This is a genomic window from Exiguobacterium sp. s34 (genome assembly GCF_018617435.1).
In the GTDB taxonomy this organism is placed as follows: Bacteria; Bacillota; Bacilli; order Exiguobacteriales; family Exiguobacteriaceae; genus Exiguobacterium; species Exiguobacterium aestuarii.
The window spans coordinates 429,095-442,686 of the sequence record NZ_JACSKE010000001.1; the positions used below are offsets into that span (position 1 = coordinate 429,095).

At 47.9% G+C, this 13,592-nt stretch carries 13 protein-coding genes; 3 read left to right on the plus strand and 10 right to left on the minus strand.

Translation table 11 applies throughout. The features are described 5' to 3' along the window. Nucleotides 1-10: 10 nt before the first annotated feature. The gene (locus tag KNO87_RS15565) at nucleotides 11-271 is read right to left on the minus strand and encodes a DNA-directed RNA polymerase subunit beta (protein ID WP_214784769.1); all 261 of its coding nucleotides are present in this window, start codon (nucleotides 269-271) and stop codon (nucleotides 11-13) included. 194 nt (nucleotides 272-465) lie between these two features. Between KNO87_RS15565 and mscL the strand changes: the two genes are divergently transcribed. Then, nucleotides 466-843, plus strand: a complete 378-nt coding sequence (gene mscL / locus KNO87_RS02085; RefSeq protein ID WP_214792967.1) for a large conductance mechanosensitive channel protein MscL — start codon at nucleotides 466-468, stop codon at nucleotides 841-843. A 25-nt stretch (nucleotides 844-868) separates the two neighbouring features. On the opposite strand, the gene KNO87_RS02090 is transcribed toward mscL, so the two are convergent. The 4 genes from KNO87_RS02090 to KNO87_RS02105 all read right to left on the minus strand — a co-directional run bounded on the left by KNO87_RS02090 (nucleotide 869) and on the right by KNO87_RS02105 (nucleotide 5,648). After that, a complete protein-coding gene (locus KNO87_RS02090; protein WP_214792964.1) occupies nucleotides 869-1,966 on the minus strand; it encodes a glycerate kinase family protein in 1,098 nt (365 codons plus the stop codon). Nucleotides 1,967-2,026: 60 nt separating this feature from the next. Beyond that, nucleotides 2,027-2,809 carry a flagellar hook-basal body protein gene (locus KNO87_RS02095; RefSeq protein ID WP_214792961.1) on the minus strand — a complete coding sequence of 261 codons (783 nt, stop codon included), beginning with the start codon at nucleotides 2,807-2,809 and terminating at the stop codon, nucleotides 2,027-2,029. Nucleotides 2,810-2,820: 11 nt separating this feature from the next. After that, complete coding sequence (locus KNO87_RS02100) at nucleotides 2,821-3,594, minus strand: flagellar hook-basal body protein (RefSeq protein ID WP_214792958.1); 774 nt, start codon at nucleotides 3,592-3,594, stop codon at nucleotides 2,821-2,823. A 98-nt stretch (nucleotides 3,595-3,692) separates the two neighbouring features. Beyond that, entirely contained in the window at nucleotides 3,693-5,648 is a 1,956-nt protein-coding gene (locus KNO87_RS02105) for a HAMP domain-containing sensor histidine kinase (RefSeq protein WP_214792954.1), read from the minus strand. Nucleotides 5,649-5,834: 186 nt separating this feature from the next. Here KNO87_RS02105 and KNO87_RS02110 point away from each other — a divergent pair, with 186 nt between their 5' ends. After that, nucleotides 5,835-7,616 (plus strand): sensor histidine kinase, encoded by a 1,782-nt coding sequence (locus tag KNO87_RS02110; protein WP_214792950.1) that lies wholly within the window; start codon nucleotides 5,835-5,837, stop codon nucleotides 7,614-7,616. Then, entirely contained in the window at nucleotides 7,597-8,376 is a 780-nt protein-coding gene (locus KNO87_RS02115) for a response regulator (protein ID WP_214792946.1), read from the plus strand. The genes KNO87_RS02110 and KNO87_RS02115 overlap by 20 nt, the downstream gene beginning before the upstream one ends. 40 nt (nucleotides 8,377-8,416) lie before the next feature. Here the strand turns inward: KNO87_RS02115 and KNO87_RS02120 are convergent, their stop codons facing one another. From KNO87_RS02120 to KNO87_RS02140, 5 genes are all read right to left on the minus strand, one after another. Continuing rightward, entirely contained in the window at nucleotides 8,417-9,178 is a 762-nt protein-coding gene (locus KNO87_RS02120; RefSeq protein ID WP_214792943.1) for an SDR family oxidoreductase, read from the minus strand. A 167-nt stretch (nucleotides 9,179-9,345) separates the two neighbouring features. Then, the gene (gene mreB, locus KNO87_RS02125) at nucleotides 9,346-10,332 is read right to left on the minus strand and encodes a rod shape-determining protein (protein WP_074035900.1); all 987 of its coding nucleotides are present in this window, start codon (nucleotides 10,330-10,332) and stop codon (nucleotides 9,346-9,348) included. Nucleotides 10,333-10,413: 81 nt separating this feature from the next. After that, on the minus strand, nucleotides 10,414-11,715 hold the full coding sequence (murA, locus tag KNO87_RS02130; protein ID WP_214786295.1) for a UDP-N-acetylglucosamine 1-carboxyvinyltransferase: 1,302 nt from the start codon (nucleotides 11,713-11,715) through the stop codon (nucleotides 10,414-10,416). A 243-nt stretch (nucleotides 11,716-11,958) separates the two neighbouring features. Further along, nucleotides 11,959-12,177, minus strand: coding sequence for a DUF1146 family protein (locus KNO87_RS02135; RefSeq protein ID WP_214792940.1), 219 nt, complete (start codon nucleotides 12,175-12,177; stop codon nucleotides 11,959-11,961). A gap of 200 nt (nucleotides 12,178-12,377) precedes the next feature. Further along, on the minus strand, nucleotides 12,378-13,568 hold the full coding sequence (locus KNO87_RS02140) for an EAL and HDOD domain-containing protein (RefSeq protein WP_214792937.1): 1,191 nt from the start codon (nucleotides 13,566-13,568) through the stop codon (nucleotides 12,378-12,380). Between the last annotated feature and the right edge of the window lie 24 nt (nucleotides 13,569-13,592).

Below are 13,592 nucleotides of genomic sequence, written 5' to 3' on the forward strand. Positions count from 1 at the left end.
TCCACCGCCTTTAAGAGGTTAGCCAAAAATCGGTGATATGGCGCCACGTCTCGATGTCAAACACATCTTTCCAGTCGCCTCCGCCAATGACGCTATATCCAATGATCGCTCCGAGGGCGAGCATCGCGATCGCCAACACCAAAACGACAAGTACACGCAGTAAAATCGGGAATCGACGATGATTCGACAATCGTGATCGCTGTTTCTGCTTCGTCTCTTGTTCTGGTGAACCCTTTTGTTCTTCCGAACTCGTTTGTTCATCGTTCGCCACGTCCAACCATCCTTTCAGCTAAAATGATTATATCATATTAGTACCTGGTATTAAAATGCGTAAATTGCTACCTATTTAGTGTACCCTATGCACAAATGTCGAACAAGCATCCTTCCCTGACAGAAGCTGAACGATTTTCTGTCTTTCGCCAAAATATGCTACGCTTATGCTATTCAACGTCAGGAGGTTCATTTATGTTAAAAGAATTTAAAAAGTTCGCGATGCGCGGGAACGTCATCGATCTCGCTATCGCCGTCGTACTCGGTGCGGCGTTCACGGCCATCGTGAACTCGCTCGTCAACGATATCTTTATGCCGCTTCTCGGAATCATTATCGGAGGAATCGATTTCTCTAACTTAAAAGCGAGTGTGCTTGGAGTGGACGTCTTATACGGGAACTTCATTCAACAGATTGTATCCTTCATCTTGATCGCTTTCGCACTCTTCCTTATTGTAAAGCTCATCAACCGTCTACAACGTGAGAAGGAAGTCGAAGAGGCCGTTGCCCCGACTCCTACGAAAGAAGAGCAGTTGTTGACTGAGATTCGTGACTTATTAAAAGAACGTCCGTAACAAGCAAAAAGCGCTTTGACGATCGTCAAAGCGCTTTTTCGATAACATGGCGAACCCGTTGGACCGCATTTGTCAGTAACGGGGCGGCTTCCCAAATCGCTTCTTCTAGTGTCATGATGCGTGACACGATCGGAAAGACGGCGACAATCCCAGACTCCACATGAGCGGTCAAGTCAGATTGTCCGGCGAACACGAGCGTCGGTACACCGTATGTGTGGGCAAGACGCGCCAATCCATAAGGGACCTTCCCTTCTAAACTTTGCGCATCAAACTTCCCTTCTCCCGTGATGAGCCAATCTGCTCCCTTCACGTGCTCTTCGAACCTTGACCAACGGACGACTTCTTCGATGCCACTCACATAGGTCGCCCCAAGCTGCAAGAGTGCAAACCCGATGCCACCGGCCGCACCAGCTCCGTCAAATGTCCTCATGTCCTGATCAAAACAACTTACGTAAACGTCGAGGAACTGATCATAACGCATCACGTCATCCGTCGCCAACCCTTTTTGAGGGCCGAACACATGCGCTGCCCCTCGTTCTCCCGTCAACGGGTTATGGACATCAGAGGCCATCCTCCATTCAACGTCGCGCACTCTCCGATCGAGCCCAGACCAATCGATGGATACGACGTCCGCAAGCTGATGCGGGATTGACGGTAATACAGTACCGTTCACATTTAGGAAACGAGCGCCTAGCGCTTCAAGCATCCCTTTCCCACCATCGATTGTCCCGCTCCCGCCAAGTCCGACGGTGATACAAGTCGCACCATAATCTAGCGCTTGGATGATCTGTTCTCCGACCCCAATCGAACTATAGCGCCACGGATCGACGTGCGTGAGGAGGGTCAATCCAGTCGTTTCCGCTACTTCAATGACCGCCTGTTTTGTCGACGACTCGAACCCAAACCGAGCGATTCGCCTTGTCCCATCCAGACACTGAACAGGTTCTTCTATCAACGACGCATCCACGTGCGTCGCAAGCCACGCATCGAGAAATCCTTCCCCTCCATCCGAAATCGGGATGACGATGACGTCATGCCCTTCTAACGCACGACGTACTGCTTGATTCGCTTCCATGCTAGATAGCGAGCCTTTGAATGAATCCATGGCAACGACGATTCGCATCTTTCTGTCCTCCTTTTTCTATAGCAAAAACCGCCTCTCCCACGGAGAAGCGGTAAAGCCTTAAGGTCGTAGTGCTGTGACAAGCCCCATCATTTGATCACTCATTGAAAGGGCACGAGAGTTCATTTGATACGCACGCTGCGTAATGGTCATATCCGTCATCTCTTTCGTCAAATCGACGTTTGAGGACTCGAGCGTCCCTTCCATCAATAAGTTACCGAGCGGACGATCGACTTCAGTCTCGAGATCGGCTGCGAAGACGTTATCACCGAGAGGACGTAGTTCAGACGTGTTTCGGACTTCCACGATATCGAGTCGTCCAAATTCCTGTTCGACACCGTTCACGATCGCCACGACCACGCCGTCCTGACGAATGCGATGCTTCGTCGCCTCGTTCGGCATGGTGATTGCATTGCCATCATCCCCGAGAAGTGGGTTTCCGTTCACATCGACGAGTGTCGTCTCATTACCGACAGACAGTTGCATGTTCCCGCTACGTGTCACCCCGACACCGTTCGGCGTGTCTACGACGAAGAACTGACGGCTCGCCTTCAAGAAGACGTCCAGACCGCGATCTGTCATGCGCACTTGTCCGATATTGAATTGTTGCGTGATATCAGCGACGTGGCCACCGACCCCGATGCGAATGCCGTTCGGTGTGTCCCTCCCGACTTCAAATTCAGGACGCGGCTGGTTGTCATACGCTTGCGATAACAATGATGCGAAGTGTCCTTGCTGACGTTTGAAGCCGACCGTATCGACGTTCGCGATGTTATGACCTGTCACATCTAACTGACGTTGAAGTTGGGACAGGGAGTTGACCGAGTTATAAATGGACTGCATGGTGTTCCTCCTTAACGAACGCGAGCGATTTCGATGGCTCGCTCGGCACTTTTATCATACGCTTGGACGACTTTTTGGTTCGCTTCGAATTGACGATACGTCATCATAAGATCGGCCATCGTTTGATCGAGATTGACGTTCGCTTCTTCGATGAAACCTTGTAACACGTCTACTTGTGCCGGTGCAGGTGCGTCACCTGTCACGCGCCAATCGTTCCCCACTTGCTCGAGCGTCGTCAAATCATCGATTTGATAGGCACCGAGTGTCGCCACGTTTTGACCAAGCGACGTGATGACACCGTCTTTGCCTACCTGAAACTCGCTCGACGGGAGCTGGATGCGCTCTCCTTCATCAGAGAGTACATAGCCACCGTCTGCCGAACGGAGGAATAATGCCTCATCAATCGAGAAGCGTCCATTCGTTGAATACAACGTCTCGCCTGCCTGTTCGACCGCGAACATCGGCGCACCCGTAAAATCAGCAGGAGCCTTCAAATAAAGATCTGTCGGACTTCCCGATTCTGTGATACTCCCCGCTGAAAAACGTGGCATCGTCTCTTGAAGATAGACGCCCATTGAAAGGGTACCCACTTCGCCGTTTACGCGCGACTTCCCGTTATCGGGATTGCTGACCTGTGCGAGCAACATCTCCGGAAACGATCGGACGACGCCGTCAGACGCCTTGAAGCCCGGTGTTCTGACGTTACCGAGATTATTGCTTAAAATTTCTTGTTGGCGCTGAAGGGCATTCATTGCGCCTGCCGCTGTATATAATCCGCGTAGCATAGTCGTCTTCCTTTCATCCTGTAACATGATTCACTCTATATATCGTACCAAACGAGCGTTGCATTCACCGTTTTTTCAAAAAAAGTTCATCCTACGATTTAGGATGAACTTTCTTCGTTAACATGATCGACCATCGGTAACTCGACAACCATCGTCGTTCCTTCTCCGATTTGAGAGCGGACACCAATCGTACCGCCATGCAATTGGACGATTTCTTTACAGATGGATAATCCTAGTCCAGTTCCACCAATTTGTTTACTTTCTTCAGATGAAGAGCGATAAAACTTATCAAAAATACGCTCAGCATCTTCCTCAGAAAGTCCAAGCCCTTCATCCGTGATGGCGATTTGAATCGTGTCTTCTTCACACGTCACATCGACCGTCACATTTCCACCGTCCGGCGAATATTTGATGGCATTGTTCAAGATGTTCGAGAACACTTGTCGTAGCTGTGCCGGATCCCCTGCGACAAAGAGCGTTTCATCACAGTCAAAGTGGAAGAGATGCTGTTCGGTCGACCCTGCGTGAATCTCGAGTAAATCAGATAGTAAGTCGTATAAGCTCTCAACTTTAAATTCAGGCGTCCCCATGCCCGCCTCCATTTTTTGAACGTCTAACAGATCGCTTACGAGACGTTCGAGACGTTTCGTCTCACTCGCAATCATTTCCAAGTAACGCTCTCGTTTCGTCTCGTCTAGCTGACGACTCTTCAGAAGCTCTGAAAATCCGAGAATCGATGTGAGCGGTGTTCGCAACTCATGGGACACGGTTGCGACCAATTCGGTCTTCATTTGATTGATTTCTGTTTCCTGGGTAATATCTCGTGATACGAAGATGACACCGACTCGTTCATTTTTCAAATCGATCGGTTCAGCGTACATTCGAATCGTCTTCTGACCATCCTGCATCGTATACGTGAACGTCTCATCGAACATACTTTCCTCTTTCGCACGCTTCGTGAATTGGTTTAGTCCCTCTTTGTCATCGATCTGATTCATGAACATCGGGTAGTACATCGCAATCGGATAGAGGCTGCCGCGTTCCGTTGATGGAATCGGATGTTCGTACAAGTCAAAAAGTGCGCTATTCCCGAAACGTTCATTTGTCTTGAGTTCCGTATACACAATCGAGTCACGCATCGTGTGCAGGATTCGAGCCGTCTTCTCACGCTCTAAGTCGACTTGGTCTTGCTGACTCCGAAGCGAGGTTGCCATTTCATTGAACGCTTTCGATAACTGACCGACCTCATTTTGGAGCGGCTTGATCGGAATGAGGGTCGCACTTGGATTCGTCGCCAGTCGCTCGCTGTTGACCATGAGCGTCTGTAGTTGATTCGTCAGCCGCAAAATATACGGCTGTAAGCCGACGAACAACAAGAAGAGTGCGCCGAGTAAAATCAAGAGCCACATCCACTGTGCTTTCACTAACTGTTTCGAGAGTGCGTCGCGTAATTCACTTTCCTGAAAGTCGAGATTTTCTCGATAATCGGTAAAGACCGACTCCATATCAACGATACTTGCACTCATATCCGCAGCACTGCTTGAGTTGAGCTTAAATCGCGTCTGGGTCGACGTTTCATTTTTCGGCATGAATTGCCCGACCGTACGCATTTGCAGGAACGATTCGTCCACTTCCCCGGCTTGTTTCGCAATCACATACTGCTCAAGCGCCGGCATGACGCGTGTCGTATAAATCGAGAAGAGGAGTCTTGCATCTTCCGCGAACTGTGCTTCTTCTTCATTGTTTGCCTGTTCTTCGAACCAGGTCGTTTGCTCATCAATGTTCGTTTGAGCCGTTCGTACTTCATCTAATAAGGCACGATCTCCTAAAAGAACATGACCTCGTAATTCATATTGCATCGATTGCCACGTTTCAAATAAATCTGTTGCCCGTGCGCGTTGCTCACTGATCCGTTCCAATTGAACGGTCGTCTGTTGAATCGATTGTTGTGTGTAAAAATAAGTCCCAACCGAAGTGAGCGTCACTAAGGCGATCAATATATAAAAAATTGTCATAACTTGTCGACTAATTCGTTGTTCAATCCAACGTTTCATGGAATGCCTTCTTCCTTTACTCCTGGAATGCCTCATTTCGTACGGTGAATGACTTTTTCTGTTCAAACAAAAAAAGTTCGGGTACGATGATGAGACGGAGAGTCACTGCAAAAATCCATTCACCTAATAGGAAGAATAACGTAGTGTCCTCACAAGAAACTCACAAAGAATGAAGGGAATGTGCGCATGACTCGTAATCGAATGACGTTTATCTTCATCCTTGTGATGTTGATTGGCATCGGCCTCACTTTATTGATTCGACATCAGTCAATCAATCCAATCGTCACCGTGAAACAAGGTGAAGCTTCGCTTCTCTCTTCCTCTATCGACGAAGAAATTCTCCGCCTCGATGGATCGTGGCGTTACGAATCCGGGATTGTCTCGAACGTCGATCGCCGCTCTTATCGAACTATCCCATTTACGACACCTTACAAGGAATCCACATATGAAATTGATCTCTCACTTCCAGAAGGGACGTACGCGTTACTCATTCCTGCATCGCTGTCCTCCTCTACGATTTTGATTGATGGATCATCTGTTGACACGACACGAATCGGCAACAATCGTTTTGGTGAACAACCTTCACTTTTGTTACTAAACGATGAAACGAGAGAGTTCCGATTGACGATTCAACATACATCTGAGGCAGGGAATTCTCTGCCCATCGAAGAAAGTATATTGGTCGGACCGTTACATCAAATCATGACGGCTCAAAATGCTTACACGGGCTATGAATTTTTCATGTTGCTCATTTCACTTCTGATTGCCATGTTTTATGCCATCGTTTACTTATTCCATCGAAATGAACGGTTGTATGGTTACGGGACAGCCTTCTTCCTTTTAACGAGCTTCTCCATTATGTCTCGGGACGGGGTATGGATCTCGGATAGTGACAAGTTGACGTTAGGTTTGGCCCTCTTGAGTATTATCATGTTGATTGAATTTGCGAGATGTTTAGAACGTGTCTCCTTCGATCGGTTCTTAGCGATCTTGAGATACCCACTTTATGGTCTGACCGCCTTAGCCATCATTCTGCCAAGTTCTGTTTACAGCGTGTTCGAATACTTTGTATGGATCGTTGTGTTGTTCATTACGTTTTTCTGGGTCGGCTTAAACATTGGATGGCTTCTTGAAAAACACAAAAGTATGAATACGCTTGAATTACTAACATTCACACTCGCCCAGATCATCGGGTATATTGGGATTATGATGTCGACGTTTATCGTGTCGTCCAATCAACAATTGTACGCCAATACGTTTACCATCATTTACTTCTTGTTGATGTTTCTACTGTTACCAATCCATTTGTCTACGGATAAAAGGAAAAAGCAACAAGTCGAAGCACTGGCCTCACAACACGAGATGTCGTTCTTTAACGCTCAAATCAAACCACACTTCCTCTACAATACGTTCGGGAACGTGATTGCACTCTGCTATACGTCACCACCTGATGCCGCTCGTCTGCTTAGTCATTTAAGTACGTACGTCCGTTTTATTTTCGAAAATGGTCGAACGGATCACGATATTTCCATTCGACAAGAAGTAGATATGATTGACTCATACCTCGCCATCGAACAGACCAGGTTCCGCGATTCGTTCGAGGTCGTGAAGGAAATCGATGACACACTTTTAGAATGTACAATTCCACCGCTGTTGATTCAGCCGCTCGTTGAAAACGCAGTTCGACACGGTCTTTATCGACATCCCGGACAAAAGAAACTCACACTTTCCATTCAAGAGCGAAACGGGATGATTGACATCCATGTTCAGGATACAGGAAGTGGATTTGATCCGAGCCAGTCAGATGAATCATCAGGTATCGGAATCGGTAATATAAAACGCCGAATCGAACACCTTCATGGGGCGACGTTCGACTTAACCTCAACTTTAAAACGAGGGACTGCCGTTCACTTGCGATTACCCAAACAAGAAAGGACGAATCACATAAATGCGTACGATTTTAATTGAAGATGAACATCATATTTTAGGGATGATGGAGCGGATTGTGAAAGAGGAACCGTCTCTCGAATGGGTCGGTTCGTTCCAAAGTCCGACTCAAGCCCTCACATTTATTCAAGAACATCCGGTCGACCTCGTCTTCTTGGATATTGAAATGCCTGAAATGACGGGACTGGAGCTTGCGACCTATCTTCCGGAACGGACGCAGGTCGTCTTCACGACCGCTCATCAACAATATGCCGTCGAAGCGTTTAACCTACATGCGACCCATTACTTGTTGAAGCCCATCACGGAGCAGATGATTCATAGTGTCATTCCACGAATTGTGCAACGTTACGAATCCATCCAGCAAAAAAATCCGCACCAATCTTGTCGCATTCAATTTCTCGATCGTTTTTCAGTGCGAACACAGGATGGGAATCTGGTGAAGTGGCCAACACAAAAAACGGAGGAGTTATTCGCCTACTTGGTCTACCATCGCAAACAGGTTATCAATAAATGGGTACTCGCAGAAACACTGTACCCGGATATCGATGAGCCACAACGCGCCCTGCACAACGTATATAATTCGATTTATCGCTTGAAAAAGACGTTAGCGGAGCATGAACTCGATATCACCGTGAAGACAATCAATAACGGATACTCGATTGAACTCGGTGAATCCTGTGCTTGTGACTACTATGAGTGGCTTGATTCGGCACAACCTTCGACTTCTAAGACCGAACTGAAAAATCGATTACTTGTCGATAAAGACTATACATGGCACTAAGAAAAAGCATCTCGCGTAAAAAGCGAGATGCTTTTGTGTATTAGCGCCCTGTGAACCCACCATCCACGTGCAAATGCTGTCCGTTCACCCATGCCCCGTCTTTTCCCATCAAGAAAGCGACGAAGCGGGCCGTATCTTCAGGTGCTCCCACCCGATTGTATGGGAACAATGGAAGCAGATGCTGACGAAGCTCCTCGTTGATCCATCCCGTGTCTGTCGGTCCTGGGTCGAGTGCGTTCACCGCAATCCCATACTTCCCTACTCCGTTCGCGAGTGCAGGCGTGATGGCGATCAGTGCCCCTTTTGTCGCGATATACGCTAAGTTATTCGCATCGGCTCCACCCGATACTAAAAACAGGATGCGTCCGTCTTGATGTCCCGCTTGTTGATAACGTTCAATAAACGCAAAGGTGAGTCCGAGTACCCCTTCGTTGTTCACCATATAGTGTTTTCTCAAGATGTCAGTCGTAAAGTTCTCAGTGTTGACATGTCGCTCATAGGTGGCGTTATGAATCAGCCTACTCGGTACACCAAGTTTGGCTTCAATCCGATCAAGTAGCCCGACTTCGTCACCCGAGGCTAAATCATACGCCTCATGCTCGACACGAGCGCCTTTTATCGTCAATTCTTCAACCAACCGTTCAATGAATCCAGTCTCTTCCCCGACGCCTTCGGTCGCGTCAAACGGACTCCAATGTGTCAAATATAAGTCATGCCCTTCAGAGGCCAATTTTCGTGCGATGGCAGCCCCTATACCTTGATCGCGACTGACTCCGGTAATCAGTGTAAGTGGTTTGTTCATGATGTCCTCCGATTCTAATGTTTTCTGTTTCGTTCGTTAGTTTATCGGTGCCATCATGATTCCCCTCTCCATTATCGTTGATTTCATTATATACCTATATATCCAATGATTGGCAGTGAACTTCTGTCCATACAAAAACAGGCGCCCGCGCACGGTCGCCTGTTTGTTTATTTCAATCGATCTAAGTTTTCGAGCATGATTCCTGTTCCGTGCGCGACACTGAGCGTCGGCTCTTCAGCCATCATGACTGGAAGCATGACACGCTCGGCGACGAGTTGGTCGAGGCCATGAAGGAGTGATCCCCCACCTGTCATGATGATGCCACGGTCGATAATGTCAGCCGCAAGCTCCGGTGGTGTCTGTTCAAGGACACGTTTCGTCGCTTCCACGATTTCGTTCGCTGACTCGGCCATCGCTTCACGAAGTTCTTCTGACGTGATCGTCACCGTACGTGGCAATCCACGTACCATGTCACGTCCGCGAATGTCCATCGACTCGTTACGTCCACCTGGGAATACCGTCGCAATCTCTTTCTTGATTTGCTCGGCTGTCCGTTCCCCGATGATGAGTTTGTGCTTCTCTTTGATGGCACGGAGAATGTCCGTATCGAAACGATCTCCTGCAATCTTGATTGTTTCCCCGCAGACAATATCACCCATCGAGAGGATGGCGACATCTGTCGTCCCACCACCGATGTCGATGATCATGTGACCGACCGGCTTCCAGATGTCCATGCCCGAACCAACAGCTGCCGCCTTTGGTTCTACGGCGAGGAAGACTTCTTTCGCACCTGCTTTTTCAGCAGCCTCACGAATTGCTTTCGCTTCGACCGGTGTCACGTTCGCAGGTGTACAAATCAACATGCGAATGCCTCCGAAGAACCCACGGACTTGAATTTTCTCGATGAAGTGACGGAGCATTTCTTCTGTGGTGGCGAAATCGGCGATGACTCCATCACGAAGAGGACGGATCGCCACGATATCACCAGGTGTACGACCAACCATCTCATACGCTTCTGAACCGACTGCTAGCACTTTCCCTGTAGAGCGTTTCATCGCAACGACTGAAGGCTCGTCTAAGACGATTCCTTTCCCTTTTACGTGAATGACAACGTTTGCTGTCCCTAAATCAATCCCGATATCTTTTGAAAACATGATGTATAGGTTCCTCCGTTCATTTCTTCATTGAAAAGAGCGAGAAGAGTCTCTCCTCGCTCTCTAATTCGTGCTCGTTTCTTAGTTCTGAACCATTTCACTCGTAACTTCAACAGTTCCTTGAATGCGCTCGATATCTGCACCGAGTGCTTGAAGTTTTTTGTGGAAGTCTACGTATCCACGGTCGATATGATATAAATCTCCAACGCGTGTCTCTTCATCAGCGATGAGACCCGCTAGAATAAGTGCTGCTCCGGCACGAAGGTCAGTTGCGACGACCTCCGCTCCTTGAAGGCGAACGCCACCTTTGACGATTGCTGAACGACCTTCAATCTTAATATCTGCGTTCATGCGGCGGAATTCTTCCACGTGCATGAAGCGATTCTCAAACACCGTTTCCGTGATGACCGATGTGCCGCCTGCTTTCAAGACGAGAGCCATCATTTGTGACTGCATGTCTGTCGGGAATCCTGGGTGTGGCATCGTCTTCACATCAACCGGCTTCAACTGATCCGGCGCTGAGACACGCATACCTTCCGCTGTATCTTCGAAGTGTACGCCCATCTCTTCCATCTTCGAAATGAGTGGACGAAGATGTTCACGCTCTGCACCGATGACTTCGATGTCACTTCCTGTGATCGCACCTGCGACGAGGAATGTTCCAGCTTCGATACGGTCAGGAATAATTGAATGTTCTGCACCGCGGAGTGTTTCCACGCCTTCGATGCGAATCGTTTCTGTTCCTGCGCCACGTACGTGTGCGCCCATTCCGTTCAAGAAGTTTGCAAGGTCTACGATTTCTGGCTCTTTCGCGACGTTCTCGATGATTGTTGTGCCTTCAGCAAGCACAGCTGCCATCATGATGTTCTCCGTCGCACCAACTGATGGGAAGTCCAAGTAGATTTTCGCGCCTTGGAGACGACCTTCTACAGAAGCTTCTACGAATCCGTTTCCGATGACCGTCTTCGCACCCATCGCTTCGAATCCTTTTAAGTGGAGGTCAATTGGACGTGAGCCAATTGAACATCCGCCCGGCATTGCGACACGCGCATGACCGAGGCGAGCCAAAAGAGGTCCCATGACGAGGATTGAAGCACGCATCTTACGAACGTACTCAAGCGGTGCTTCATCTTTGATGTCGCCCGACGCATCGACAGTTACTTCATTATTCTCTTCATTGAATGACACCTCTGCACCGAGGTGACGAAGTACTTTATTAATCGTGTACACGTCAGCAAGACGTGGTACGTTTTGTAAAATTGACTTTCCTTCGCTAGCTAACAGAGTGGCAACCAATGTTTTGAGTACAGCGTTCTTTGCTCCCTCAACGCGCACAGTACCTGACAGTTTACGTCCTCCACGGACTACAATCAAATCCTTCATATCTCTCTTTGTCCTCCAACTTCATTGTTTTTTTATATAGTGCGTCGATATCCGATCTCGGATGTGATGATGTCGATTATTAGAATGGTTTGCAAAACGTGATGGGTTTTTCATTCATCAATTAAAAAGGTAATAAATAAATGCGAACGGAATGAAAAAACATCATGTCAGACGAATTTATCCTACATGATAAACATATAGGAGTCGTTACAGCAGGATTACAGTTTATTAAATATTCTGTGGCTACTGTAAAGGTGCGAGCTCCTGTGCCAATCGGATATACTCCAAAAAGAACTGAGCAATCAACGAACCGAAGACGACTGCTACGAGAACGCGCAAGACAGCTGCTTGCGGGCTCCTCACCTGATTGAGCAACTTGTCCCATTTGACGGGTAAGAGTGCCCACCAAGCGACGTAAATCGCTATGACATAAATCGCTAGCGAAAGTACGGTATTCACCATCGACGATTCCCCTCTTTTCTAAAATTCGTACCATTTTCAATCATATCATGTCATGTTAGAGAAAAAAAGACACAGTGTCTCAAGCTTCGAGCGGTTTAGACCATTCGACCAACTCACTTTCTCCACAAACACACCAAAAGGGACGTCATCCGCAGTAAGGTCTTACTACAGTAATTGACGCCCCTCACATATTTCAAACATTATTCACTCGATTCGTCAAGGCTACGTGACCATCGAATCGCTTCGACATAGTATTGAGCCCAATCTGAATCTGTGTTATGAATAGGGATTGTCAACCGCTCATAGGCGATGACATCCTCGAGTAACATCCGCAATCCATTGGGTTCTCCGAGTAGCGCAGACTTCACAGGAGGCGCTACAGGAAGCTCTGCGATCAACGTTTGCATCGCCTCATCGAGAATGACGTCGAGCGATGAGAAAATGCCCGTGATGAAGGCATCGAACGGAGAGACATCACTGCTTGTATCTTCCGCAATCAATTCCATCATTTTTCCTCGAATGACACTCTGTTTGATCAATTCCTTCGATTCGGACGTCTGCATCTCGCGAAGTAACATCAGATAAGACCATCGTTTCAATTCATCGAGCCCGATTCGTGCGACAGCTTGCTCAATCGATTGAATCGTTCGACGTCCTTTCTGATACACCGTATTGACCGAACGAAGCATCTTATAGGACAAATCTACGCTACGTTCGATTTGGGCTGAGATGCGACGAAAACTCGGTTCTGGACGATCTAATTCTTTTAACACCTCGATGAGCGTATGGCGCAACGGATGCACCTCTGCTCCGTGTACGACAATCGGTCGGCTGAAGAAGTAACCTTGGAACATCTTATACCCTAATCGTTTCGCAATCTCATACTCTGCAGGCGTTTCAATTTTTTCCGCTAAAAACTCGACGCGGTGACCGAGTGCATCGATCAGCTTCTGCTGTTGCTCCACTGGTGTGGCTTGATAATCAATTTTAATGATGTCAGCCAAGCCGATTAATGGACGATATTTTTCTTCAAACACGAAATCATCGAGCGCGATCGTGTACCCTTGGCGTCTGAGCGAACGAAGAGACTGCAACACTTTTTCGGTCGGTTCGACGTGCTCGAGCACTTCCACGACGAGTGATTGACGAGGCAATAACGATGGCACTTCCCCTTCAATCAACGTCTGTGGAAAATTGATGAATGCCCTTGTCCCTTCTGTTAATTCCCGAAAATTAAAGACGAGATAGGCGTTATGAATCACGTCAGCCGTTGCTAACGAATCATCGACATTCTCGAAAATGTTATTTTCGCTGCGGCGATACAACAGTTCGTAGCCGCAAACGCGTAATTGTTGATCAAAAATCGGTTGTCGCGCAACGTAAACTTTCATTCCCTACTCTCCTTTACGATCCAT

What these genes read in the sequence shown, in the direction of transcription:
- mscL (WP_214792967.1), top strand. Translation starts at nt 466, where the DNA reads ATGTTAAAAGAATTTAAAAAGTTCGCGATGCGCGGGAACGTCATCGAT.
- KNO87_RS02090 (WP_214792964.1), bottom strand. Translation starts at nt 1,966, where the DNA reads ATGCGAATCGTCGTTGCCATGGATTCATTCAAAGGCTCGCTATCTAGC.
- KNO87_RS02095 (WP_214792961.1), bottom strand. Translation starts at nt 2,809, where the DNA reads ATGCAGTCCATTTATAACTCGGTCAACTCCCTGTCCCAACTTCAACGT.
- KNO87_RS02100 (WP_214792958.1), bottom strand. Translation starts at nt 3,594, where the DNA reads ATGCTACGCGGATTATATACAGCGGCAGGCGCAATGAATGCCCTTCAG.
- KNO87_RS02105 (WP_214792954.1), bottom strand. Translation starts at nt 5,648, where the DNA reads ATGAAACGTTGGATTGAACAACGAATTAGTCGACAAGTTATGACAATT.
- KNO87_RS02110 (WP_214792950.1), top strand. Translation starts at nt 5,835, where the DNA reads ATGACTCGTAATCGAATGACGTTTATCTTCATCCTTGTGATGTTGATT.
- KNO87_RS02115 (WP_214792946.1), top strand. Translation starts at nt 7,597, where the DNA reads ATGCGTACGATTTTAATTGAAGATGAACATCATATTTTAGGGATGATG.
- KNO87_RS02120 (WP_214792943.1), bottom strand. Translation starts at nt 9,178, where the DNA reads ATGAACAAACCACTTACACTGATTACCGGAGTCAGTCGCGATCAAGGT.
- mreB (WP_074035900.1), bottom strand. Translation starts at nt 10,332, where the DNA reads ATGTTTTCAAAAGATATCGGGATTGATTTAGGGACAGCAAACGTTGTC.
- murA (WP_214786295.1), bottom strand. Translation starts at nt 11,715, where the DNA reads ATGAAGGATTTGATTGTAGTCCGTGGAGGACGTAAACTGTCAGGTACT.
- KNO87_RS02135 (WP_214792940.1), bottom strand. Translation starts at nt 12,177, where the DNA reads ATGGTGAATACCGTACTTTCGCTAGCGATTTATGTCATAGCGATTTAC.
- KNO87_RS02140 (WP_214792937.1), bottom strand. Translation starts at nt 13,568, where the DNA reads ATGAAAGTTTACGTTGCGCGACAACCGATTTTTGATCAACAATTACGC.